The organism is Actinomycetota bacterium (assembly GCA_014360645.1).
GTDB lineage: Bacteria > Actinomycetota > Geothermincolia > Geothermincolales > RBG-13-55-18 > Solincola_B.
The window spans coordinates 140,579-164,266 of record JACIXD010000006.1; the positions used below are offsets into that span (position 1 = coordinate 140,579).

Annotated in this window: 24 protein-coding genes; 1 reads left to right on the forward strand and 23 read right to left on the reverse strand. The window is 66.6% G+C overall.

Annotated features, from left to right (window positions below):
• The 4 genes from H5T74_07265 to ileS all read right to left on the reverse strand — a co-directional run bounded on the left by H5T74_07265 (nucleotide 1) and on the right by ileS (nucleotide 4,723).
• Nucleotides 1-768: a prolipoprotein diacylglyceryl transferase gene (locus H5T74_07265; GenBank protein MBC7230173.1), complete on the reverse strand. Its 768-nt coding sequence runs from the start codon at nucleotides 766-768 to the stop codon at nucleotides 1-3.
• Nucleotides 769-826: 58 nt separating this feature from the next.
• A complete protein-coding gene (gene lspA, locus H5T74_07270) occupies nucleotides 827-1,300 on the reverse strand; it encodes a signal peptidase II (GenBank protein MBC7230174.1) in 474 nt (157 codons plus the stop codon).
• Nucleotides 1,297-1,689 carry a TraR/DksA C4-type zinc finger protein gene (locus H5T74_07275; GenBank protein ID MBC7230175.1) on the reverse strand — a complete coding sequence of 131 codons (393 nt, stop codon included), beginning with the start codon at nucleotides 1,687-1,689 and terminating at the stop codon, nucleotides 1,297-1,299. Before H5T74_07275 ends, lspA begins: the two co-directional genes overlap by 4 nt.
• Before the next feature lie 280 nt (nucleotides 1,690-1,969).
• Nucleotides 1,970-4,723, reverse strand: coding sequence for an isoleucine--tRNA ligase (ileS, locus tag H5T74_07280; protein MBC7230176.1), 2,754 nt, complete (start codon nucleotides 4,721-4,723; stop codon nucleotides 1,970-1,972).
• Nucleotides 4,724-5,056: 333 nt separating this feature from the next.
• On the opposite strand from ileS, the gene H5T74_07285 reads away from it, so the two are divergent.
• The gene (locus tag H5T74_07285) at nucleotides 5,057-5,380 is read left to right on the forward strand and encodes a DUF167 domain-containing protein (GenBank protein MBC7230177.1); all 324 of its coding nucleotides are present in this window, start codon (nucleotides 5,057-5,059) and stop codon (nucleotides 5,378-5,380) included.
• A 313-nt stretch (nucleotides 5,381-5,693) separates the two neighbouring features.
• Here H5T74_07285 and H5T74_07290 read toward each other — a convergent pair whose 3' ends face one another.
• The 19 genes from H5T74_07290 to lepA form a co-directional block, all read right to left on the reverse strand.
• The gene (locus H5T74_07290) at nucleotides 5,694-6,764 is read right to left on the reverse strand and encodes a DivIVA domain-containing protein (protein ID MBC7230178.1); all 1,071 of its coding nucleotides are present in this window, start codon (nucleotides 6,762-6,764) and stop codon (nucleotides 5,694-5,696) included.
• A gap of 162 nt (nucleotides 6,765-6,926) precedes the next feature.
• Nucleotides 6,927-7,205 carry a YggT family protein gene (locus tag H5T74_07295; protein MBC7230179.1) on the reverse strand — a complete coding sequence of 93 codons (279 nt, stop codon included), beginning with the start codon at nucleotides 7,203-7,205 and terminating at the stop codon, nucleotides 6,927-6,929.
• A 1-nt stretch (nucleotide 7,206) separates the two neighbouring features.
• Complete coding sequence (gene proC / locus H5T74_07300; GenBank protein ID MBC7230180.1) at nucleotides 7,207-8,004, reverse strand: pyrroline-5-carboxylate reductase; 798 nt, start codon at nucleotides 8,002-8,004, stop codon at nucleotides 7,207-7,209.
• Between the two features lie 38 nt (nucleotides 8,005-8,042).
• Entirely contained in the window at nucleotides 8,043-8,495 is a 453-nt protein-coding gene (gene sepF / locus H5T74_07305; protein ID MBC7230181.1) for a cell division protein SepF, read from the reverse strand.
• A gap of 15 nt (nucleotides 8,496-8,510) precedes the next feature.
• The gene (locus H5T74_07310) at nucleotides 8,511-9,317 is read right to left on the reverse strand and encodes a YggS family pyridoxal phosphate-dependent enzyme (protein MBC7230182.1); all 807 of its coding nucleotides are present in this window, start codon (nucleotides 9,315-9,317) and stop codon (nucleotides 8,511-8,513) included.
• Nucleotides 9,209-9,868, reverse strand: coding sequence for an MgtC/SapB family protein (locus H5T74_07315; protein MBC7230183.1), 660 nt, complete (start codon nucleotides 9,866-9,868; stop codon nucleotides 9,209-9,211). Before H5T74_07315 ends, H5T74_07310 begins: the two co-directional genes overlap by 109 nt.
• A gap of 6 nt (nucleotides 9,869-9,874) precedes the next feature.
• Nucleotides 9,875-10,153 carry an acylphosphatase gene (locus tag H5T74_07320; GenBank protein MBC7230184.1) on the reverse strand — a complete coding sequence of 93 codons (279 nt, stop codon included), beginning with the start codon at nucleotides 10,151-10,153 and terminating at the stop codon, nucleotides 9,875-9,877.
• Between the two features lie 10 nt (nucleotides 10,154-10,163).
• Entirely contained in the window at nucleotides 10,164-11,006 is an 843-nt protein-coding gene (locus tag H5T74_07325) for a laccase domain-containing protein (GenBank protein MBC7230185.1), read from the reverse strand.
• Nucleotides 10,981-12,291, reverse strand: coding sequence for an HlyC/CorC family transporter (locus H5T74_07330; GenBank protein ID MBC7230186.1), 1,311 nt, complete (start codon nucleotides 12,289-12,291; stop codon nucleotides 10,981-10,983). The genes H5T74_07325 and H5T74_07330 overlap by 26 nt, the downstream gene beginning before the upstream one ends.
• Before the next feature lie 5 nt (nucleotides 12,292-12,296).
• On the reverse strand, nucleotides 12,297-12,731 hold the full coding sequence (ybeY, locus tag H5T74_07335; protein MBC7230187.1) for an rRNA maturation RNase YbeY: 435 nt from the start codon (nucleotides 12,729-12,731) through the stop codon (nucleotides 12,297-12,299).
• Complete coding sequence (locus tag H5T74_07340; protein MBC7230188.1) at nucleotides 12,728-14,785, reverse strand: HDIG domain-containing protein; 2,058 nt, start codon at nucleotides 14,783-14,785, stop codon at nucleotides 12,728-12,730. The genes ybeY and H5T74_07340 overlap by 4 nt, the downstream gene beginning before the upstream one ends.
• An 85-nt stretch (nucleotides 14,786-14,870) precedes the next feature.
• Nucleotides 14,871-15,815: a PhoH family protein gene (locus tag H5T74_07345; protein MBC7230189.1), complete on the reverse strand. Its 945-nt coding sequence runs from the start codon at nucleotides 15,813-15,815 to the stop codon at nucleotides 14,871-14,873.
• 85 nt (nucleotides 15,816-15,900) lie between these two features.
• Complete coding sequence (locus H5T74_07350) at nucleotides 15,901-16,245, reverse strand: histidine triad nucleotide-binding protein (protein ID MBC7230190.1); 345 nt, start codon at nucleotides 16,243-16,245, stop codon at nucleotides 15,901-15,903.
• 25 nt (nucleotides 16,246-16,270) lie between these two features.
• On the reverse strand, nucleotides 16,271-17,557 hold the full coding sequence (locus tag H5T74_07355; protein MBC7230191.1) for a MiaB/RimO family radical SAM methylthiotransferase: 1,287 nt from the start codon (nucleotides 17,555-17,557) through the stop codon (nucleotides 16,271-16,273).
• A gap of 8 nt (nucleotides 17,558-17,565) precedes the next feature.
• Complete coding sequence (locus H5T74_07360; protein ID MBC7230192.1) at nucleotides 17,566-18,294, reverse strand: 16S rRNA (uracil(1498)-N(3))-methyltransferase; 729 nt, start codon at nucleotides 18,292-18,294, stop codon at nucleotides 17,566-17,568.
• Complete coding sequence (gene dnaJ, locus H5T74_07365) at nucleotides 18,291-19,403, reverse strand: molecular chaperone DnaJ (protein MBC7230193.1); 1,113 nt, start codon at nucleotides 19,401-19,403, stop codon at nucleotides 18,291-18,293. Before dnaJ ends, H5T74_07360 begins: the two co-directional genes overlap by 4 nt.
• An 18-nt stretch (nucleotides 19,404-19,421) precedes the next feature.
• Nucleotides 19,422-20,456 carry a heat-inducible transcription repressor HrcA gene (hrcA, locus tag H5T74_07370; GenBank protein ID MBC7230194.1) on the reverse strand — a complete coding sequence of 345 codons (1,035 nt, stop codon included), beginning with the start codon at nucleotides 20,454-20,456 and terminating at the stop codon, nucleotides 19,422-19,424.
• A 63-nt stretch (nucleotides 20,457-20,519) separates the two neighbouring features.
• Complete coding sequence (gene hemW, locus H5T74_07375) at nucleotides 20,520-21,674, reverse strand: radical SAM family heme chaperone HemW (GenBank protein MBC7230195.1); 1,155 nt, start codon at nucleotides 21,672-21,674, stop codon at nucleotides 20,520-20,522.
• A gap of 76 nt (nucleotides 21,675-21,750) precedes the next feature.
• Nucleotides 21,751-23,565, reverse strand: coding sequence for an elongation factor 4 (lepA, locus tag H5T74_07380; protein MBC7230196.1), 1,815 nt, complete (start codon nucleotides 23,563-23,565; stop codon nucleotides 21,751-21,753).
• Nucleotides 23,566-23,688 lie beyond the last annotated feature (123 nt).

Consider the following 23,688-nt stretch of genomic DNA (forward strand, 5'->3'; position numbering starts at 1 on the left):
CTACCTTGCCTCCTGCAGCAGTCGCCTCCTGAAGACCAGCACCACCCCCGCTGCCAAGAACGCCGCCGCGCTCAAGATCTGAAAGAAAAGGCTGCCCGAGGGCTTGGAGTGAAAGCGGAAGAACTCGTTCGCGAAGCGCGCCACGGCATAGAGCATGATGAAGGCGAGCATGGTCTCGCCCCGGTAGCGGAAACGCCTGTGTACCGCGAGAAGGATCACGAATATGGCGAGGTCCATGATGAGCTCGTAGATCTGGGTGGGGTGGACGGGGTTCGCGGGCATGCCCATGGTCCTCTGGGTCTGAAGGGGGAAGGTCACCGCCCAGGGCAGCCCGGAGGACTTGCCAAAACAACAGCCGTTGAGATAGCACCCCACTCTGGCCACCGCCAGCGCCGCCGGCACCGCGAGACCCCCGGAATCCAGGACCTCGCCGATGGAGAGGCCGCGGAACCTGACCACCGCGGCGGCGGCCGCGACGCCGAAGATGAAGCCGCCGTAGAAAACCAGCCCCTGCACGTTCCAGAACTTGAAGGCCTCCCACCAGGAGGACGAGAACTCGCTCCAGTGCCCGAGGACGTAGAAGACGCGCGCGCCGACGATCCCTCCCACCGCCGCCGCCAGCACCAGCTCGAAAACCACGTAGGCGTCCACGAAGCGGCGCCGCAGATACCAGAAGCTCACCAGCATCCCCACGATGAAGGCGAGGGCCAGGAAAAACCCGTAGGCGTGCACGGTCAGCGGTCCGATGCGGAAGAGCTCGGGTCTCAAGCGGATTTCCTCCTTCTTCCCGTGGATCCTTGAAGCCGCGGCATCCCGAGGGCGCGGGTCAAACGCCGCCCTTCTCCCTCTCCCTCCCCGGCCGCGTGCGCGACGTATCCATGATCACCGACAGCAGCACCATCCCCACCCCGACCACGATGGCGGTGTCCGCCAGGTTGAACACCGGCCAGAAACCCACGTCGATGAAATCCACCACCGCGCCCAGGGCGATCCTGTCGATGATGTTACCCACGGCCCCGCCCATTATCAAGCCCAGCCCGGCCTGGAACAGGCGCCCGCCCGGCCTCCCCCATCTCCAGAGCGCAAGGAGGAGAACCGCGAACACCGCGATGCTGGCCAGAAAAAGGGGCCATGACCTGCCCTGGATGATGCCGAAAGCGGTGCCGGGATTGCGCACCTGCCGCAGCTTGATAAAGGAGAGGGATACCACCCTTTCCCCCTGGGGCAGGAGGGCCCTCACCATCGCCTTGCTCGCCTGGTCGAGGGCCAGGGCCGCCAGAAAGGCGGCCGCCAGCGTCAGTGGGAGGCCTTTTCTTCCTTCTGCTTGCACGGGATACAGAGGCTCGCGTAGGGCAGGGCCTGGAGCCTTTCCAGGGGGATGTCCGACCCGCAGGACACGCACTTGCCGTAGGTGCCCTCCTCTATGCGCTCGAGGGCCTCGTTGACCTTCTGCAGGATGTCCTTCACGTTCTCGGAGAGCGAGAGGTCCCTCTCCCTCTCGAAGGTCGCGGTGCCGCTCGCCGCGTAATCCTCCTCGAAAGGCATCTCGCCCGAGAACTCCGACTGCGAGGAGTGCAGGTTCCCCTCCTCCAGGTCGCGGTATTCCTTCTCTAGCGACGCCTTCTCCGCGAGAAGTATCTTCTTAAAAGCAGCCAGTTGCCTCTTGTTCATGCCGCTCCTCGTCGCCATGGCCTTCGTCCAAGCATTATCCCTATTATGCACGATTCTTTTTTTCGCACAAGTGCCGGAAGGGCGCCGATGGTCCGCGGGCAACAACCTCGTAAACCCCCGCGCAAACCGGCCTCCATCCAGGCTTTTGAGGATGGGACCGACAACCCGCTCATCCTGCCGGCGCAAGACGCCGGTCATCCCGGTGCCGGTCGGCGGCGTGTATGCGTTCTCTCCTCCGCCGGGCTTGGAGCGCATGATCCCTCGAGGTGGCGTCTCGGACCGGGCGAGGCGAGCCGGGTCATCCCTCCACTACCGCCAGGCAGCGGTCGCATATCTCAGGATGCGAGGGGTTCTCCCCCACCGTGGTGCGATAATTCCAGCAGCGGGCGCACTTTTCTCCCGGCGCCCTTGCTACCTGCACCTCGACCTCGTCCCGACCCTCCTCCTCTACCACCTCCACCCTGGAGACGATGAAGAGGGTGGGGAGCAGGTCCAGCCTGGCGCGCAGCTCCGATGCGCGGCCGGGAGGCGCCAGCAGGCGCACCTCCGCCTCCAGAGAGGTCCCCATCTCCCTGGAGGCGCGCTTCTCTTCCAGGGATTTCGTCACCAGCTCCCGCACCTCGAGCAGCCGCGCGAACTCCTCCTCCAGCCCGGCGTCCTTCCATTCCGCGGGCGGTTCGGGCCACTCAGCAAGCTGCACGCTCTCCTCCTCCGTGCCCTTCAGGTTGGACCAGGCCTCCTCGGCGGTATGGCATAGCACGGGGGCCATGAGGCGCACGAGGTTGTCGAGGAGGTGAAAGATGGCCGTCTGCGCAGACCTTCTCTGGGGAGAAGCGGGCGCGAAGGTATAAAGACAGTCCTTGCGCATGTCCAGATAAAGGGCGCTGAGGTCCACGGCGCAGAAATTGTGCAGGGAATGATAGACCACGTGAAGCTGGTACTCCTCGTAAGCCCGGGTACAGCGCCGCACGAGGTCGTGCAGCCGGGAGAGTATCCACCTGTCCAGGTCCTCCATCACCGCTGTAGGCATGGCATGCTCGGCGGGGTTGAAATCGAATAGGTTCCCCAGCAGGAAACGCAGGGTGTTGCGGATCCTGCGGTAGGCCTCAACCAGGCGGTCGAAGATCTCCCGGGAGGCGGGGATGTCCACGGTGTAATCCGCCGCCGCCACCCACAGGCGCAGGATGTCGGCGCCGAGGGTATCGCAGATATCCATGGGGTTGATGACGTTCCCCAGGAGCTTGGACATCTTCCTGCCCTCGCCGTCCACGACGAAGCCGTGGGTGAGCACGGAGCGGTAGGGAGGCGCGCCTCGCTTGCCCACCGCGGTGAGCATGGAGGTCTGGAACCAGCCACGGTGCTGGTCGCTCCCCTCCAGGTACATGTCGCTGGGCCAGGCGAGTCCCTCCCACTGCGTGAGCACCGCCTCGTGGCTTACACCGGACTCGAACCACACGTCCAGGATGTCCATCTCCTTGCGGAAACGCGTCGATCCGCACCCCGGACAGGAGAAACCGTCGCCCAGTATCTCCGACGGCTCCCGGCTGAACCACGCGTCCGCGCCTTCCTGGGCGATCAGCTCCTCCACCTTGCGCAGGGACTCGGGCGTGAACAGCTCTCCACCGCATTCCACGCAGTAAAAGGCGGGGATGGGGACCCCCCACGCCCGCTGGCGCGAGATGCACCAGTCGGGCCGGGACTCCAGCATCCCCTTCATGCGGCGGCTGTTCCAGGAGGGTATCCACACCACCTCTTCCATGGCCGCCAGGCAGCGCTCGCGCAGGGTAGCTCCTTGGTAGGGTATGTCCACCCCCACGAACCACTGCGGGGTCGCCCGGAAGATGACCGGTCCCTTGCAGCGCCAGCAGTGGGGATAGGAATGGGGCAGCTCTCCCCTGCCCAGCAGGAGGCCTCGGGCGGCGAGGTCGTCCATGATGCGCGGGTTGGCGTCTTCTATGAACAGGCCCTCGAACTCCGGGGCCTCGGAGGTGAACCTCCCCAGGTCGTCCACGGGCATGACCATGGGCAGGTCGTATTCCAGGCCCACGTGGTAATCCTCCTCGCCGTGGCCGGGGGCGATATGCACCGCTCCCGTCCCCTGCTCGGTGGTGACGTATTGCGAGGTGACCAGCCTGGAGCGGCGCTCCCGCCAGGGATGGCGCGCCTCCAGCCCCGCCAGATCCCCGCCGCGGTAGCGCGCCACCTCCACGTGTTCACCGATCCCCATCTCCTCCATGGCGCGGTCCAGGAGGGGGGCGCCCACCAGGATGCAGCCCACCGCGGTATCGGCCAGCACGTACTCCATGTCCGGGTGCAGGGCGATGGCCACGTTGGCCGGGAGGGTCCACGGGGTGGTGGTCCATATCACCACCGACGCCTCTCCCCCGTCCCCGGGCAGCCCGTCCACGAGGGGAAAGCGCACGTAGATGGAGGGGGAGACCTTATCCCGGTATTCCAGCTCCGCCTCCGCGAGGGCGGTTACGCAGCGCGGGCACCAGTGGATGGGCTTGCGGCTGCGGTAGACCAGCCCCTTCTCCAGCAGGTCCGCCAGCACGCCGATGTTCACCGCCTCGTAGGAGGGCTTCAGGGTCAGGTAGGGGTTGTCGAAATCGCCGCGCACTCCCAGACGCTGGAACTGCTCCGACTGGCGCCCCACGTAATGCAGGGCGTAGTCGCGGCAGCGCTTCCGGACCTCCATCACGTCGAGCTTGCCCTTTTCCTCTCCCAACAGGCGCTCCACGTTGTACTCGATGGGCTGGCCGTGGCAGTCCCATCCCGGCACATAGGGGCAGAAATGCCCGCTCATGCTCTTGTAACGGATGATGATGTCCTTGAGTATCTTGTTCAGGGCGGTGCCCAGGTGAAGGTCGCCGTTGGCGTAAGGAGGTCCGTCGTGCAGGATGAAGGGAGGCAAGCCCCTGGTCTTGTCCAACATCTTGCGGTATATGTCCCTCTCCCTCCACGCCCGCTGGATCTCGGGTTCGCGCCGCGGCAGGTCGGCCTTCATAGGGAAATCAGTGCGCGGAAGGTTAAGGGTCTTGCGGTAATCCATCCTCTCTCATCTCCGTTTTACTTGGGATTTTGCTCCATTATTAGCACGCGCGTAATCATAGCGCAACCGCGGGGGGCAAGGCCTCGGGGGTTTTTTCGCTGAAGCGAAGCGTCCGCGGGACCGACCGCAGCCGCGTCCTTGATGCGAGGACGGCGCCGCCCGCATGACCCTTCGTGGATGTTGCCTTTGCCACGCGGATTAAAGGATGACCGGCGCCGCAGGTACCTCCCGTGGATGCACAAGAAACCGCTCTCCCGATATGTAAACGCGCTTTCAGGGTATATCATTATCCCGTGGAGAAGCCCCTCCGCGTTATCACGGATGGTGGAAGAGATGCCCGTTTTCGAGGAACCCGCGGTCAGGGAGCATCCCGTAGGGTGCGTTTGCGAGGTGCGGGTGAGGCCTGGGTCCTCCCGCAGCCGCGTGGACGGCCTGGTGGGAGGCCGGGTGGCGGTAGCGGTTCACTCCCCACCCCAAAAAGGCCGGGCCAACCGCGAGGCGCTGCGCGTCCTCGCCTCGTTCCTGGGAGTTCCTACCTCGAGCCTCGCCGTGCTTAAGGGTGAGACCTCCCGCGACAAGACCGTCCTCGTGCGCGGCCTGCCATGCGGAGAGGCATTGCGCATCCTGGCATCGCTTCCCCAAAGCGAATCGCGCTAAGCCCCTTCTCTCCTCGGGGGTATTGTCTCTTATTCTCCGATGATGCAGCGTCGCTTCAGCTAATCCCCGCAGTCGCAAAGGCGCCCGTTCTCCCTTGCCTACGACCACTGACCGGCGGCCCAGGCCGGAAGAAATATGAAAAAGCAACCCCACCCGGGAACCGGGGGTCGGCACGAAGCGACATCCGCGAGCGGCACACCCGAGGGAAAGGATTTCCTTGCGGACATGCAGCACGCCAACGCGGAGCGAGGGCCGTTACCCGCGGGCCCGGGCCGGAAGATGTCCCATGTCCGGGGCTGACCCCACTCTTCTTTTATTCCCAGAAGAAGTGTTTTTCGCTCCCACCCGGTTCCTCCGGCGGGGGAGGCGGCGGCGGGGCGGGTGGCGCCTCCTGCTCCATGCTGCGCCGCATGAGCTCCATCTCTTCCTCGGGAGTGAGGAGCGGGCGCCTCGCCTGCGGAGCCGGTCCGGCGTCGGGTCTGGGCTCGCCGGGAGAGGGCACCCTGGAGGGAGCGAACTCATCGGGCAGGACGGACGGCTCCGCCGGCGTGAAGGCTGGCGCGGGACCGCTCTCCACGGAAGGCGCGCCGGCGGGCTCGGCCGCCGGGGGCGCCTGTTCGTATGCGGGAGCTGCAGGTCCGGGCGCCGACGCCAACGGCTCGGCAGCCGGCGCCATGGTCAGCGGGGGAGGCGAATAGGGCGGGGTCTCCACCTCCGCCGGCGCCCTATAACGGCCAAAGTCCGGCTCGGGGATGGAAGGAGCTGCCATCTCCTCGGCCGCGGCCGGTGGTGCGAGGGGCTCGGCGGGGGCAGGGGCCACCTCCAGCGAGGGCTCCGCCGGCGGTGGCGCGGGCTCGGGTGCCACCCGGGCCTCAGCTGCGGGAGCAGGCGCGGCGGCGGCCACGGGTTCCTCACGCAGCTCGGCGGCCGCAAGCCTCCCCTCGTAGTCCTTCATCAACGCCCGGTTCTTATCCAGGAGTTCGTTGATGGTCGCAATGTAGTTCATCACCTGGTCCCTGATGCCCGCGAAGGCCTGGGAGATGCGGCTGCGCTCCGCCCTTGCCTCCTCGAGCATACGCAGGCTCTGCTCCTGGGCCTCCTTGAGCATGGCATCCGCCTGGTTGCGTGCCTCCATCACGATGTTGTCGGCGCTTTTCTGGGCATTGATGATGGCGTTCTGCAACGTCTGCTGCATGGAGTCGAACTGGCTCGCCTTCTGCCGCATGGATTCCACCAGCTCGGCCTGCTCCTGGTTGCGGTGCAGCAGTCTTTCGAGCTCATCCGCGACCATGTCCAGGAAGGCGTCCACCTCCTCCTTGTTATAACCTCCCACGCGTACGGTGCTGAACTCCTTGTGATGGATATCCATGGGGCCAATAGCCAACTCAACCGCCTCCTTCGGGACACGCCACACCCACTGCCAACCTGAACCTATAAGAACGGCATCCTCCCACCGGGTTGCCGCGCGGCACCTCTTAAGCCTCGCCCCCTATTATTCTATCGGGGCTTCCGCGCCGCAAGTTAATCCCCTTCCCCCTGCATCCGACTATCCGAAGAGCCGGCGCACCAGCCACTGCAGGAAAAAGATCAGCAAGATGAGCACGGTGGGGGAGAGATCCAAGGCCACGCCCTCTCCCACCGGGATGGTGGGGAGAAAACGACGCAACGGCGAGAGCACCGGTTCGGTGACATCGTAGATGAACACCACCACCGACCTCACCCCCCGCGGCCACCGCACCGGAAGCCATCCTATGATCACCCTCGCGAAGACCACCAGGAGATAGGCCAGCAATATCCACCACAGGATATCGCCGACGGTCTCCACCTCATACCTCCTGGGCCCGCCTCCAGGCCGCCGTCAGGGCCTTGAAGAAGGCGTTTCGCAGGCCGGCCTCCTCCAAGGCCTCCAGCGCCACGATGGTCGACCCCCCGGGAGAGGTCACCATGTCCTTGAGCTGGCCGGGGTGCATGCCCGTCTCCCGGAGCATCCTGCCCGCCCCGACCATGGTCCCCGCCGCGAGCCGCAGGCTGAGCTCACGGTCCAGGCCCAGCTTTACCCCCGCATCGCTCATGGCCTCCGCGATGACGTAAAAATAGGCGGGTCCGCAACCGGAAAGGGCCATGGCCGCGTCCTGCAGCCTCTCCTCGACCTCGTAAACCTGTCCCAGGGAGGAGAAGATGGCCCTCGCCGTCTGCCGGGCTCTCTCCCCCGCTGCGGCGCCGTAGCTGAGCACGGATACCGCCTCTCCCACCATGGCGGGGTTGTTGGGCATCACCCGCACCACCTCCGTCCCGGGCGGAAGCAGGCTTTCGATGAACTCCGTCTTCTTCCCCATGGCGATGGAGACCACCGCCTGTCCCGGCTTCAGCGCGCCCGCTAACTCCCGCAGCACCTCCTCCATCTTCTGCGGCTTCACCGCCAGCAGCACCACCTCCGCGTCCGCGGCCGCCTCGGGGTTGGAGGTCGAGACCCGCACGCCGTATGCGTCCGCCAGGTAGCGCAGGCGTTCCTCGAGCACGTCGCTGACCATCACTTCATGGGGAGCTGCCCATCCGCTCCGCAGCAGCTCTTTGAGTATGGCCTCCGCCATCTTTCCGCCGCCGATAAAGGCGATCCTGGTCATTCCGCCTCTCCTCTTCCCTTCCGGCCCTCCGCCGTGGTTCAGAACTGGTTGAAAAACCCTTTTTCGCGCAGCCACCGCTTGTCCTCGGCGGACACCTCCACGTTATGGGGAGTGAGGAGGAATACCCTCTCCGCCACGCGCTGGATGCCGCCATCCAGTCCGTAGGTAAGGCCGCTGGCGAAATCGATGAGCCGCTTCGAGAGCTCCGCGTCGGCCTGTTGCAGGTTGATGATCACCGGGATGTCGGCCTTGAACTTCTGCCCGATCTGCTCGGCGTCGTTGAAGGACTTGGGCTCCACCATGTGCACGCGCACCTGCCTGCTGGGAACCGGCTGCACGGTAGCGAGGCGCGCCTCCTCGCGCTGGGCGCGCCGCGATACCACCGGCTCCACGGCAGCCGGCTGCACCTCGTCGTATTCCAGCATCTCCTCGAACTCGTCATCCTCCACCAGGCCTAAGTAGATCAGCGCCCTGCGAAAGAATCCAGCCATGCCTGCACCTCCCCGTCACCTCGCGAATATGGCCGTGCCCACGCGCAGCATGTTCGCTCCCTCCTCCACGGCCACCTCGAAATCCTGCGTCATCCCCATGCTGAGGATCTCCAGGCCCGCTCCTTCGCCCTCTCCTTCCAGCATCTCGCGCAGCTCCCGCAGCCTGCGGAAGCAGGGCCGGGCCTCTTCCGGGTCCTCGGCGAACGCCGCCATGGTCATCAAGCCCCGCACCCGCACGTTGGGAAGCGAACGGGCCTTCTCCAACAGTCCGGCCACCTCCTCCTCCGCGAGGCCGAACTTGCTGGCCTCCCCGGTCACGTTCACCTGCAGGAGGACGTCCTGTACCACGTCGATCCCTCGTGCCCGCTCGTGTATCGCCTCCAACAGGCGCTCGCTGTCCACGCTGTGTATGAGGGCTACCCTGCCCACCACCATATTAACCTTATTCCTCTGCAGATGGCCAATGAAATGCCACTCGAGGCCGGCCCCGAGACGCTTCAGCCTGCCGGTCAGCTCCTGGGCGCGGTTCTCTCCGAACACCCGCTGCCCTGCCTCCGCCGCCTCCATAACCAGGTCGTCGGGCACGTTCTTGCTTACGGCGACCAGGACGATACCGCCGGGATCGCGGCCGCTGCGCTCGGCCGCCGCCGCGATGCGTTCCCTCACCAAAGCAAGGTTTTCCGGCACCCTCGTCACCTCGTTCACCTCCGCGCCTATTCCTCGAAGCTCACCATGGTCACCCCGTGCAGCTGGCGCAGAGCCTCCATGACCTCCAGGAGGTCCACCTTCGCCGTAACGTTCGCCCGCAGGAGGAGGCTGCATTCCGCCTGGGGCGCCAGGCACTGCTCGAAGCGCAGCAGTACCGCCTTCACCCGGTACTGCGCCAGGGTGGCGGTCACCTCCTCCACCAGGTCGGGCCGGGCGACGCTCCTCACCGTGAAATATAGCCTGCGGCGCAGGAAGCGCGCGATCACCCTCTCCTCCACCCAGGGCAGGGCCACCAGCACCACCAGCATGATGCCCGTGGTGTAGAGGCAGGTCAGGAAATAACCCGCGCCGGCGGCCATGCCCACCGCCGCCGTGGCCCACATGGTGGCCGCGGTGGTGATCCCCACCACGTGCGTCCCCGCATAGACCACGATGACGCCGGCTCCCAGGAAACCGATGCCCACCACCACCTGGGCGGCGATCCTCGCGGGGTCCGACCCCGGGAAGGCGACTAGGGACATCACGGTGAAGAGAGCCGCCCCGATGGAGATCATGATGTAGGTGCGGAAGCCCGCGGGCCGGTCCCCCCTCTCCCGCTCCACGCCGATGAGGCCGCCGCAAGCGGCGGCCATGAGCAACCTGAGGATGATCTCTCCTCCGCTCACCGCCGCCTACTCCCCTCTCACGATCCTGAAATCGCCGAACTCCCCCGTGGCCTCTTCCCAGGACACCTCCACCCTCGCGACACGCGCGGAGGGAGAGCCCTCGTGGCACCACTCCACCATCTTCCTCACCGCTTCTTCCTCGCCCTCGAATACCGCCTCCACGCGCCCGTCGTAGCGGTTGCGCACCCACCCCGTCAGGCCGAGCTCCCTGGCCATGTCCACGGCGTATGAGCGGTAATACACCCCCTGCACCCGTCCCGATACCAGCACGTGCGCCCTCGCCATCATGGCCGCATCACCCGTCCTCCCGCTCTCTCCAGATCAACGCTCCCTGTCTGCCCGTCACCCCTTCCCGCCGGAAGGAGAAATACCGGGGCTCGCAGCAGGTACAGCCCCCCGCGCAGTGGATGTTCCTCTCCTCCATCCCGCACCTCACCAGGTTTACGATGTTGGCGCGACGCAGGTCCAAGCTCCATGCCTCTCCCCTGCGCACCACCACCCCTTCCCCGGGATATTCTTCGACAAAGAGCTCCGCCCTGCCTTCGTCCACCCGGTAGCAGCAGGGCCCTATGCAGGGGCCGATGACCGCCCTCGCCCGGGAGGGCCCGATGCCCATCCTCTCCTCCACCAGGCGGCAGGCGATCCCCGCGATGTCGCCCAGGGTTCCGCGCCACCCCGCGTGCAGCATGGCTATGATGCCGTGCTCCGGGTAGGCCATGGCCAGGGGAACGCAGTCCGCTGTGAGTACGCAGAGGGCCAGGCCTTCTCTCGTGGCCAGAAGGCCGTCGGTCTCCCGCAGGGCCTCTACGCGGATGCCCTCGCTCCTCCCGGCGAGGTCGTCCGCCCAGGCCACGCGCAGGCCATGCACCTGTTCCGGGTAGGCGATGCGCCTTCCGTCGATGCCCAGCGCCCCTGCCAGGATAGCGCGGTTATCGGATACCCTCCGCGGGTCGTCTCCGGTGTGGAAGGCCAGGTTCAGGCTCCGATAGGGGGGCTCGCTCACCCCTCCGCGGCGGTCGGTGAAGACAAGGCGGAAGCCGGGGCCGAGGAGGTGTCCCGCCTCCAGCCATCCCGGGCCGGGGCCCCCGTCCCCGCCGTTCCTCGCACCTCCCTCATCCCCCGACGGACTGCTCCCCATCCAGCACCTCCAGGAGCACCTTGTAGATGCGCCTGCCCACCACCTTTTGGGCGGTGAGCCGCATGCCCTCGAAGGTCACCGACTCCCCCTGCTTGGGGATCTTTCCCATGAGGTTGTAGATCAGTCCGCCCAGGGTGTCCCACTGGTGCGCCGGCAGGCAGGTTCCCAGCAGCTCGTTGATGTCGTCGATGGGGATACGTGCATCGAAGATGTACCTGCCGTCGCCGAGGCTCTCGTAGAGCTCCATGGCGCTGTCGTACTCGTCGAAGATCTCCCCCACGATCTCCTCCAGCAGGTCCTCGATGGTCACCAGCCCCGAGGTGCCTCCGTACTCGTCCAGCACGATGGCCATGTGTATGGTGAGGGTGCGCAGCTCGGTGAGGAGCTCGCTCACGCGCTTGGTCTCGGGCACGAAATACGCCTCCCGCAGTAGGTCCCTGGGCTTGACGTCGCTCTCTCCGCGCTTGAGGTAGGGGAGCAGGTCCTTGGCGTAAAGCACCCCGGTTATATGGTCGAAATCACGGTGATAGACGGGTATGCGCGAGAATCCCGTGCGCATGATCACCTCCAGGGCTTCTTCCAGGTTGGCGTCGTCTTCCAGCATCACCATGTCCGTGCGCGGGATCATCACCTCGCGGACCAGGGTGTCGCCGAAATCGAAGATGGAATGGATGAGCTTCTTCTCCTCTTCCTCGATGACGTCCTGCTCCTCCGCCGCGGAGACCAGGGCCTTGATGTCCCCCTCGGTCACGAAGGGCCCTTCTTTTATGGTCTTGCCCCCGAACATGCGAATGACCCCGTTGGAGAGCATGATCAGCAGTCGCACCAGGGGATAGAAGAGCCCGGAAAGGGCTTTGATCACGGGCGCCACCGCCAGGGCCACCCTCTCGGGGTGGTTGGTGGCGTAGGTCTTGGGCGCCATCTCCGAGAAGATGAAGATGAAAAAGGTCATGGCGCCGGTGGCGATGGCGGCGGCCAGCGGGAGCTCGAAGGCCAGGGCCAGGCCGGTGGCGATGGCCGACGCGCCCACCTGCACCAGCAGGGTGAGCATGAGGATGGTGGAGAGGAAGCGGTTCGGCTGCTCCAGCAGACCTTCCAGGACCTGCGCCCTCCGGCTTCCCTCCTCGGCCAGGGAACGGACGCGGAATCGGTTCACGCTCACCAGCGAGATCTCGGAGGCCGCCAGGAAGGCGGACGCACCGAGCAATCCGACCAGAGCCGTCAGCCTCCAGGCGATCTCGCCGCCGCTCACCGCCGCAGCCGCCGCGGGTCCGCCCGTCATCATCCCCGTCATCCTGCCCCTCCGGCGAGGCGCAGGATCTCCCGCTGCCTCCTGTCCATGCGTCCGGCACCCTCCTCGTCTCCGTCCTCGTATCCCAGCAGATGAAGCACACCGTGCACCGCCACGAAGGCCAGCGCCTCCCCGCTCTCCACGCCGTATTCCTCTCGCCAGGCGTCCACCGCCGCGGGGCAGATGGCGATGTCGCCCAGGATGAACCCCTCCCCGCTCTCCTCGCGCATGGGGAAGGCGAGCACGTCGGTGGCGCCCTCCCTGCCTGTGTAGCGGCGGTTGAGCGCCGCCATCTCCTCCTCGGCCAGCAGGGCGATGGAGAGCACGGCGTCGCGCCGGGCTCCCTCCGCCCGCAGCGCCCTGCGGCAGGCTCTCCTCAACTCCTCGACCGCCCTCTCCCCCAGCCCGGCCTCGTCCCTGACCTCGATCCTCAAAAAGCGCCCTCCCTCTTTACGAGCACCGGGTATTCCACGCGCTCATGGTACATTCCGGAAAGGATGCGGGTGAAGGCCAGGGCTATCCGCTCCAGGTCGCCCAGGGTGAGGTTGGATTCCGCCAGCTGCCCGTCCCGCAGCCTCTCCTCTATGATGTCCCTGGCGGCCTGTTCCAGCTTGACGGCGCTCGGCTTGCCCAGCGCCTTGGCCGAAGCCTCAACCGCGTCCGCGAGCATCACCAGCGCCGCCTCCTTGCTGCGCGGCCGCTCACCGGGATAGCGGAACCTGCTCTCGCTCACCCCCTCCGTCCCCTCCTCAAGGGCCCGCGCATAGAAATAACGGATGAGGGTGGTGCCGTGATGCTGCCTGATGATGTCGATTATCTCGCGGGGAAGCCTGTGCTTCCTGGCCAGCTCCACCCCTTCCCGGACGTGAGAGGAGATGACCAGGGCGCTGAGGTTGGGTTTGATGCGATCATGGCCGTTGAAGCCGCGGGGCTGGTTTTCGACGAAGAAGGCGGAGCGCTTTATCTTTCCGATGTCGTGATAATAAGCACCCACCCTCGCGAGCAGGGCATCGGCTCCGATCTCCTGGGCCGCCGCCGCCGCCAGGTTGCCCACCACCACGCTGTGGCTGTAGGTTCCCGGCGCCTTGGAGATGAGCTCCTTCATGAGGGGCTGGTCCGGTGAGGCCAGCTCCAGGAGGTGCATGGGGGTGACCATCCCCGATAACCGCTCCAGCACCGGGATGGATCCCAGGACCAAGAGCCCGGAGAGCACCCCGTTCCCCAATCCCGCCAGCCCTGCCAGGGGCAGCACGCGCAGCTCCCTGGTCATGGCGGAGGTGATCATGGCCGCCGCGGCCGTCGCCAGCGAGACCTCCGCCGCGGCGCGCATGAGGTCCTCACGCGTGCGCACCCCGCGCACCAGCATCATCCCCGCCATCCCCCCTAGCATGGCCGCCACGGTGAGGTTCAGGTTTCCCTTCAGCACCAGGGCGGTGACCACGCTCCCCACTCCGACCAGGAAGAGGGAAGTGAGGCGGTCGAAGAGGATGGCCGACAGCATGCCCACCAGGGCCAGGGGGACGAGGTAGCCCCATATCTGGTTCTCGTCCGCGAACACGGCGAAGATGCGCGCCAGCGCGAAGAAGACCAGAAAGACCAGGCATACGGTGGCGGCGAGGCGCCAGTCGGCGGCGATATCCCGCTGGAACACCGCGAAGAAGTACAACGACATGGCATAGAGAAAGAGGACCATCAGGGTCATTCCCAGCACCTGCTGATAGGTGCCCACGGGCGAAAGCGCTCCCACCTCGTTGAGGGCCTCGAGGATGAGGGGGGTGATGATGTCTCCCTTGCCCACGATGCGCTGGCCGGTCTCGAAACGCACCGTCACCGGGGGCACGCCGTTCGCCGCCGCCTCCATGTCCCTTTCTATCACCGCGCGGGAATACGGGGTGTTGGTCCTCAGCAGCGCCGCGGCCAGCTCCGCCGCCGCCTGTGAGGCAACCCCGCCAAGATGGGTGGACTCCTTTCCCGACCGTATCTCCTCACGCGCTTCCTGCAGCGCATCGGGGGCCACGGGCTTCTCCATGGCCGAGGCGAGCTGGTTGGCCACCGCGGTGTAGAATGATGCCGCCTCCTCCTCGTCAAGGGAGAGGATGGTCCTCAGGGTGTCCTCGCCCAGGTCTTTGCCTCCCCGCTGGCGCAGGGTTTCCACCTGCGCGGAGATGGCTCCCCCCTCCCGGGCCACGCTCCGCGAGAGATCGAGAAATCCCTCCAGCTCCTCCAATGCCTGCGCCTGTGCCTGGGGGTTGATGAAGAGGTCCGCTATCCTTCGCCTCTCGTTCTCGCGCGCACGTTCCGTCTCCGCTGCGTCCTCCACCTCGAAGCTGCGCGGGGAGATGACCGTCTCCGTGCTCGGCTTCCCCACCTCGAAGCGGAAGGAGCGCGGCACATATTCCAGAACGAGCACGGAAACGACCACGCACAGGAGGAGCAGGGAGATGAGGAGGGGCTGCCTCTTCCCGACCCGCCGCCACAGGGCCCCCAACCGGGACCCTTTTCGTATTGGTCCTTCTTTATCGTCCATCTTCTCTATACCGGATTATACAGGGTTTCAGCGCCGGCGGGCGCGCTCAACCCCTGTCCGGCTTTCCGCCCGCCCCGCCGCGGTCACCGTCGTATCGCTGGTAGGCGCGCACTATCTCCTGCACGATCTTATGGCGGACCACGTCCCTCTCGTCGAGGTAGACGAACTCTATGCCCTCGATGCCCTTGAGTATCTCCCGCACCACGTTCATGCCCGAAGGCTGGCCTCCGGGAAGGTCGATCTGGGTGATGTCCCCGGTGACCACGGCCTTGGAGCCGAACCCCAGGCGGGTGAGGAACATCTTCATCTGTTCCGGGGAGGTGTTCTGCGCCTCGTCCAGCACGATGAAGGAGTCGTTGAGGGTGCGTCCACGCATGAAGGCGAGGGGCGCCACCTCGATGATCCCCTGCTCCATGTATCTGGAAAACTTATCCACCTCGATCATCTCGTAGAGGCAGTCGTAGAGGGGTCTGAGGTAGGGGTCGACCTTCTGGTACATATCGCCAGGGAGAAAGCCCAGCTTTTCCCCCGCCTCCACCGCGGGACGGGTGAGGATGATCCTGCCCACCTGCTTGGACAGCAGCGCCTTCACCGCCATGGCCATGGCCAGGTAGGTCTTGCCGGTCCCCGCCGGCCCTATGGAGAAGACGATGGTGTTGGAGCGTATGGCCTCAACGTATCTCTTCTGGTTGGGGGTCTTGGGGCGGATGACCTTGCCGCGCCGGGAGATGATGATGTCCGTGAAGACGTCGGTGGGGTTCAGGTCCCCCTCCTCGAGGATCATCTCTATGGCCTTCTCCACGCTCTCCACCGTGAGGACCATGCCCGAGTCGAGGAGCTCGAGGAGCTCCTCGAAAAGCCTGGAGATGGTCTCCAGCTCGCCCTCCTCCCCGGTGATGGTGATCTCGTTGCCCCTCACCAGTATGGTGCTGCGGAAGGCCCTTTCCACCACCTTGAGCAGTTCGTCCCTCTCGCCCAGCAGGCTGACCATGGGGCGATTGCCGGGCACCAGTATCTTGAGCTCGCTCTGCCTGCTCTCCTCCGTCTCCTTTCCTCCTTTCCCTGCCCGTGCCCGCCTAGCCCGGAGGCCAGGACATCATCCTCCCGCCCAGAAGATGGAAATGCAGGTGGGGGACCTCCTGCCCCGCCGCCTTTCCGGCGTTGGTGACCACGCGTACCCCGCTGGAGTCGATATCCTCGTCCTCGGAGAGGCGCGCCACCGCCTCGAAGACGCTCGCCAGCAGCTTGCCGTCTCGCGCCGCGGGCTCCAGCGCCGAGGAGATGTGCTTCCGCGAGACCACCAGGAGGTGCACGGGCGCCTGGGGATTGATATCGCGGAAGGCGACCACCTCCTCGTCCTCGTACAGGATCTCCGCGGGCATCTCGCCTGCCACTATCCTGCAGAATACGCATTCCTCCATGGCTCCCCCTCTCCTGTTCCCCCGCCTACACCGACCCGTCTTCCCGCGGCAGCGGCCTCATGAGGGCCACCCCCTTCCACAGGCCGGCGATCTCCACCGGGATTATTTTACCAGCCTCCGCCTCCGGGGGCGGCTCCCGCAGGGCGCCCTTGATGTAGTCCTCGGTGGTTCCCCAGGCGGTCCTCCCGTCCCTTCCGCAGGTTATCCTCTCCACCAGCAGGCCTCGCCCCTGCCCGCGACGTTCCTCGACGTAGGAGCAACGCCATCTCTCCGCCAGCGCGCGCAGGGCGGCGGACCGCCTCTCTGCCTCCGCCGGCTCCACGGCGTCACCCCGGTCCCAGGCCTTGGTGCCGGGACGGGGCGAGAAGCGGAAGACGTGCACGCGGGCCGGCCGCAGCCTCTCCAGGGTCCTCACCGTGTTTTCGAAAGCGGCCTCCCCCTCGCCCGGATAGCCCACCATCACCTCGGTGGTGATGGCCAGCGCGGGCCAGGCGCGGCGCATCTCTCCCGCCGCCTCCAGGAAATCCTCAGGGGTATATCCCCTGCCCATGTCGCGCAGTATGCCCTCGTCTCCGCTCTGCAGCGGCAGGTGCAGGTGCGGGCACAGGCGGGGCATGGCCGACCATTCCCGCACCCACCGCGGTCGCAGGTCCTCGAGCTCCAGGGAGCTCAAGCGCAGCCGGAAGCCCTCGCCGGATCCCAGCACCTCCCGCACCAGCGAGGCCAGGTCGTAGCCCGGGCCGTGGCCGTACCGCCCCAGGTTTACCCCGCAGAGGACCACCTCCTCGCAGCCCCTGACCCTCCAGCGCGCCACCATCTCCACGACCGACCGGGGGGGAACCGATACCTCCTCCCCACGGGCGCGGGGGACGATGCAGTAGGAGCATCCGCGCTCGCAGCCGTCCTGCACCTTGACGAAGCCGCGGGTGCGTCGCGTGGGCCTTGTCCGCCCCACGCCCGCGTCCCCGGCGGGAGGGAGCAGGGCGATGATCTCCTCCGCCCAGCCCCGCTTGCGCGCGTTGGGGAGCACCGCCACCACCCCCGGCGACCTCCCGACGGTCTCGGGCTCTATCTCCGCGTAACAGCCCGCCGCCACTATCCTCTCCGCGCCCTCCCTCCACAGGCGGCGCAGCAACTTCCTGCTCTTGCGGTCGCTCTCCGCCGTCACCGTGCAGGTGTTCACCACGCAAAGGTCCGCCAGCGCGGGGTCCTCCACCACTTCGTGCCCCGCCTCCGCCAGCAGCAGCCTCAGCTCCTCGCTCTCCGCCTGGTTGACCTTGCAGCCCAGGGTGAACACCGCCACCTTGGCCATATCCCACCTCACAGCAGCCCGCACGCGCACCTCGCCGCCGCCACCAGGACCATCCCCGCGTACTCGGCGCGCAGTACGTACGGCCCCAGGCTGACCGGCCGCGCGCCGCGCGCGCGCAGCTCGTCCCTCTCCGTGTCCTCGAATCCCCCCTCGGGACCCACGACCAGCGCCACCTCCCCCCATCCCGTCCCTTCCAACGCCTCCGCCGGCCTCTCCCCTCCCTGCTCGTCGGCGAAGAGGACGCGGTCGAAAGACGACAGGGACCCCAGCATCTCCTCCCACGGCAGGGGATGGAAGACCTCCGGCAGGTAGAGCCTTCCCGCCACCCGTGACGACTGCAGGCATATGGCGCGCCAGCGCTCGACCCTGCGTTCCGTCTCCTCGCTCAGGGCGCGGGAACGCCGGCAGGCAAAGGGAGCGACGCACGAGACCCCCAGCTCAGCCGCCGCTTCCACGACCAGGTCCATCCTGGCTCCCTTGAGCAGTGCCTGGAAGAGATGGAGGCGCGGCCGCTCCTCCTCCTCTCGCCACCTCTCCGTGACCTCGAGGTCGGTCGCCTCGCGCCCGATGCCGACGATCAAGGCCCTCGCCGTGCCGCCGCATCCGTCTTGGATGCGCACCTCGTCCCCCACCTTCGCCCTCAGCACACGGCTCAGGTGATGGTGATCCGCGCCGGAGAGGACCACGCGCTCCCGGGTCAGGTCCCGCGCGGTCACGAAGAACCTCGGGATGGTCAAGCCTTCTGCCTCACTGCCTTGCGGAGGCGCTCCATGACCCCGGGCGCCTCCTCGTCGCGTGAGCGCTGGCGCTGGAACTCGCGCAGGAGGCGCTTCTGTTCCGCCGTCAGCCTCCGTGGGATCCTCACCTCCAGGGTCAGATAGAGGTCGCCGCGGGCGCGGGAATGCACCTCGGGCATCCCCCTCCCGCGCAGCCGGAAGGAGTCGCCGGGCTGGCTGCCGGGGGGCACGTGCAGCTTTTCCTCGCCGTCCAGGGTGGGGATATCCACCTCCGCCCCCAGGGCCGCCTCCACCATGTCCACGCTCACCACCGCGTGCAGGTCGCGCCCGTGGCGCGTGAAGACGGGGTGCTCCCTCGTCCTCACCTCCACGAAGAGGTCTCCGGGAGGCCCGCCCAGCTGCCCCGCCTCGCCCCTTCCGCTCATGCGGATACGGTCGCCATCCTCCACGCCCGCCGGGATCTCCACCTCCACCCGGTCGAGTATCTCCCTTATCCCTCTTCCCGCACAGCCGCCGCAGGGATGGGTGTTGATCTCCCCGCTGCCCCCGCAGCGCCGGCAGGTGGTGGTGGAGGTGAAGGTGCCGAAGGCGCTGCGCCGGGTGCGGGTGAAGCGCCCCTCTCCCCCGCAGTCCGGGCAGAGGTCGTGCCCGAATCCCTTTTCCAGCCCCGAGCCCCCGCACTCCGGGCAGCTCTCGTGCCGGGGCACCTCTATCTCGCGTCGCGCTCCGCTGTAAGCCTCTTCCAGCTCTATCTCCACCACCGCCAGGAGGTCGCTGCCCCGACGGGGTGAGGCGGTGCGGGCACGCCCCTGGCCGCCTCCGAAGAAGAGGTTGAAGATATCCCCGAAGGGACTGCCGAATCCCTCGAAGCCCCGTTCGAAGGGGGACGCGGCGATCCCCGTCTCCCCGAAGAGGTCGTAGCGGTGCCTTTTCTCCGGGTCGCCCAGCACCTCGTAGGCCTCGTTTATCTCCTTGAAGCGCTCCTCGCTCTCGCGGTCGCCTCCCGCCACGTCGGGATGGTAGCGACGCGCCAGCCGTCGGTACGCCCTTTTTATCTGTTCCTGGTCGGCATCCCTGGCGACACCGAGTATGGCGTAGTAATCCTTCATCGTAGGGTCATCGTCCTCCTAGCCCCTGAGCATCTCCAGGGTGCGGCTCAGCGACTTCGCGATGAACTCCACCGTGGGTATGACGCGCGCGTAATCCATGCGCGTGGGTCCGAGCACGCTCACCGTGCCCATCATCTCGTCTCCGATGGCGTAGGGGGTGGCCACCAGGCTGAAGGACTGCAGTTCCTTGAAGGCGTTCTCGTCGCCGATGCGCACCGTGAGCTCACGCGCACGCAGGGCCTCGCTGAGGAGGTTGAAGAGGAAATACTGCTCTTCGAAATGCTTGAGCAGCGACTCGATGCGCCGCACGCCCTCCTCGTCCAGGTAGCGGAGGAGGTTCACGGTGCCTCCGACGTAGACCTTCTCGTAGTCGTCGCGGGAGAGCATGTCCCGTATCGCCTCCAGGGCCCTGCGGGTGAGCCCGGAGAGGGGGCGTCCGCCGCCCTTCTTTTCGCCTCCGCTCTCCTCCGCGTATATCTCCTCCAGTCCCTTGCCCTGCAGTCGCCGGTTCAGGTAAGACTGCACCGCCTCCAGGTCCTCGTCCAGCTCCTCGCCGGTCACCTCTATGGCCTTCTTCTCCACCCTTCCGGTATCGGTGATGATCACCAGCAGCACCACCTCTCCCGCCAGCTTCACCACGTCGATGTGCTTGATGGTGTTGCGCCTCAGACGCGGCGCGATGATGAGGGCGGCGGTGCTGGTGAGCCGGGAGAGCAGGGAGCTGGTCTCCTGCAGCAGGCCCTCCAGCTCACGCGTCTTGTAGGAGAAGAGGGTGAGGATGGCCTGCTTCTCCTCCTCGCGCAGGCGCGTCCTCCCGCTCAGGCTGTCGACGTAGAAGCGGTATCCGAGGTGGGTGGGCACGCGTCCCGCGGAGGTGTGGGGCTGGTAGAGGTATCCCATGCCCTCCAGCTTGCTCAACTCGTTGCGGATGGTGGCCGGGCTCACCCCAAGGTTAAGGCTCTCGGCCAGGGCCTTGGAGCCGATGGGCGACCCGGTCATGATATAGCGGTGCACCACCGCCTTGAGTATCTTCTGCTGCCTTTTGTCCAGCATTTAGCACTCTCCTCCCTCGAGTGCTACCTACATAATCAAATTATCTTTCCCCGACGCCGCCCGTCAAGTGATGCCGGCGGAGCACCGGGTGGCGCGGGCGGCGTCCTCCCCTCCCCAGGCCAGTTCGGAGATGATCGCGTTGGACACCAGCATGCCGCGCGGCGTGAGCCTAACTCTCCCTCCCTCGAGGGCGAGCAGGCCTGCCCGCGCCAGCTCGCGCAGCCTCTCCCGCGACCGGCGGAGGGTCCTCTCGGGCACCCCTCTCGCCGTGCGCAAGCCCAGCATGACCATCTCCTCGCGCGCCTCCTCGCCCGCAACCCGCTCCGCGCCGGCCACCGGCAGCCTCCCCTCCTCCAGGACTCTCAGGTATCGCAGCACCGAGCGCTGGTTCCAGAAACGCACGCCCCCCAGCATGGAGTGCGCACCCGCCCCCAGCCCAAGGTAGTCCTCCCTGCGCCAGTAGGACAGGTTGTGGCGGCAGCGATGGCCAGGGAGGCAGAAATTGGATATCTCGTAGTGCTCGTAACCCCGCCGGTCCAGGGCCTCGCAGGCCTCCAGGTATTCATCCGCCACCGCGTCCTCGGACGGCAGCGCCACCTCGCCGCTTTCCGCCCTGCGCGCCAGAGGCGCCTCCTCGGACAGAGTGAGGGCATAGATGCTGAGGTGCGGGATCCCGAGGGCGGCGACCTCCTCCAGGCTGTTCCGGAAGGCGCGGCCGCCCGGGTCCGGAAGCCCGTAGAGGAGATCGGCGCCCACGGAGCGCGCCCCGGAGGACAGGGCCGTGCGCAGAGCCCGTCTCGCCTCCGCCGCTCCGTGCGGGCGCCCGAGGAGGCGCAGCACCCCGTCTTCCAGGGACTGCACGCCGATGCTCAGGCGATCGACTCCCCCTTCCACGGCATCCCGGAAGTCCTTCTCGCTCCAGGTCGCGGGGTTCACCTCCACCGTCACCTCGGCCTCCTCGTGCAGGCCGAAGGCGCCGGTAACCGCGGCCAGGAGGCCCGCCACCTCCGCCCCCGACAGGCACGACGGCGTCCCTCCCCCCAGGTAGACGGAGCGCAAGCAGCCGCCGCGCCCTTCCAGGAGGTATGCCCACATCTCCAACTCCTTCCGCAACGCCCGGCGGTAAGCATCCACCACGCGCCCGGGGGCCACGCGGGAGTTGAAATCGCAGTAGGAACAGCGGGAGCGGCAGAAGGGCCAGTGGATGTACAGCCTCATGGGCTCCGCCTCCCCGGCGGCAGGCGCACCGTCCCGTCCCCGGCGGGACCGCCGCCGGGACCCTTCCCCGCCTCCCTCACTTCCCCCTCTCCTCCCCGCCCGTCCTCAGCGCGGAGATGAAGGCCTCCTGGGGGATCTCCACCTTGCCCACCATCTTCATGCGCTTCTTGCCCTCTTTCTGTTTCTGCAGCAGCTTCTTCTTCCTGGTCACGTCGCCGCCGTAGCACTTGGCCAGTACGTCCTTGCGCCTGGCCTTGATGGTCTCCCGGGCCACCACCCTTCCGCCCACCGCCGCCTGCACCGGGACGTCGAAGAGCTGGCGCGGGATGAGCTCGCGCAGCCTCTGGGTGATGCGCTTTCCGTGCTCGTGCGCCCTGCTCCTCTCCACGATGACTGAGAAGGCGTCCACCGGCTCTCCGTTGATGAGCACGTCCAGCCGCACCAGGTCTCCGGGGAGGAACCCGATGTGCTCGTAGTCCAGCGACGCATACCCCCGGCTGCGCGATTTGAGCTGGTCGTAGAAATCCATGACCATCTCCGCCAGGGGGATGCGGCAGCGCAGCTCCACCCGCCGACCCGAGAGGTAGCTCACATCCTGGTAGATGCCCCTACGCTCCTTGACCAGCTCCATCACTCCCCCGAGAAAATCAGGGGGCACCAGGATGGTGGCCTGCACGTAGGGCTCCCTGATCTCCTTCAGGGCCCCCATGTCCGGCATCTCGGAGGGATTGCGCACATAGGACACCCTTCCCGCCCGGTCCTCCACCTCGTAGACCACGTTGGGTGAGGTCACCACGAGGTCCAGCCCGTACTCCCTCTCCAAGCGCTCCTGCACGATCTCCATGTGCAGGAGCCCGAGAAACCCGCAGCGGTAACCGAAGCCCAGCGCCTTGGAGTTCTCTCGCACGAAGCTCAGGGCGGCGTCGTTGAGCTTCAGCTTCTCCAGGGCCTCGCCGAGGGCGGTGAAATCGTCCGCATCCACGGGATAGATGCCCGCGAAGACCATGGGCTTGGGGTCGCGGTAGCCGGGGAGCGGTTCTGCGGCGGGAGCCTCCCTTCCCGTCACCGTGTCCCCCACTTTGATGCGGGTGACGTCCTTGATGCCGGTGATGATGTAGCCCACCTCCCCCGCCTCCAGGCCCGGGCTGGAGATCATGTCCGGGGAGAAATAACCCACCTCATCAACGGCGGCGGTTACCCCGGTGGCCATGAAGCGGATCTTCATCCCCTGCCTGACCTCTCCCTCCATAACGCGCACGAAGGCGATCACCCCGCGGTAGGAATCGTAGGTGGAGTCGAAGACCAGGGCGCGCAGCGGCGCATCCGACTCCCCCGCGGGGGGCGGCACGCGCTCCACCACCGCCTCCAGGAGCTCCTCCGCCCCCTCGCCGGTCTTGGCGGAGACCGCCAGCACCTCCCCGGGATCGATGCCCATAAGGTCCGCGATCTCCATGGCCGTGCCCTCGGCGTCGGATGCGGGAAGGTCGATCTTGTTCACGGCGGGGATGATCTCCAGGCCCGACTCCACCGCCAGGTAGGCGTTGCCCACCGTCTGCGCCTCCACTCCCTGGGAGGCGTCAACCAGCAGTATGGCTCCCTCGCAGGCCGCCAGGCTGCGTGAAACCTCGTACGAGAAGTCCACGTGTCCCGGGGTGTCGATGAGATTGAGGCGGTATTCGCGTCCGTCGCGGGCACGGTACCGCATGCGCACCGCCTGGGCCTTGATGGTGATCCCCCGCTCCCTCTCCAGCTCCATGCGGTCGAGATACTGCTCCGCCATCTTCTGGCGCGGCACGGTGTCGGTCAGCTCCAGGAAGCGGTCGGCCAGGGTGGATTTCCCGTGGTCTATATGAGCTATGATGCAAAAGTTCCTTATCCCGCTCTTGTCCATGTCTCAACTCCCAGGTAATTATAGCCCCTGCGCGTCCGGGGCGCCCCCGGAACCTCGCGAGCTCGGCCGGAGCATACCGGCCCTCCTCCGCACGCATCCCGCCTCGCCCGTGTCCGCCACCCG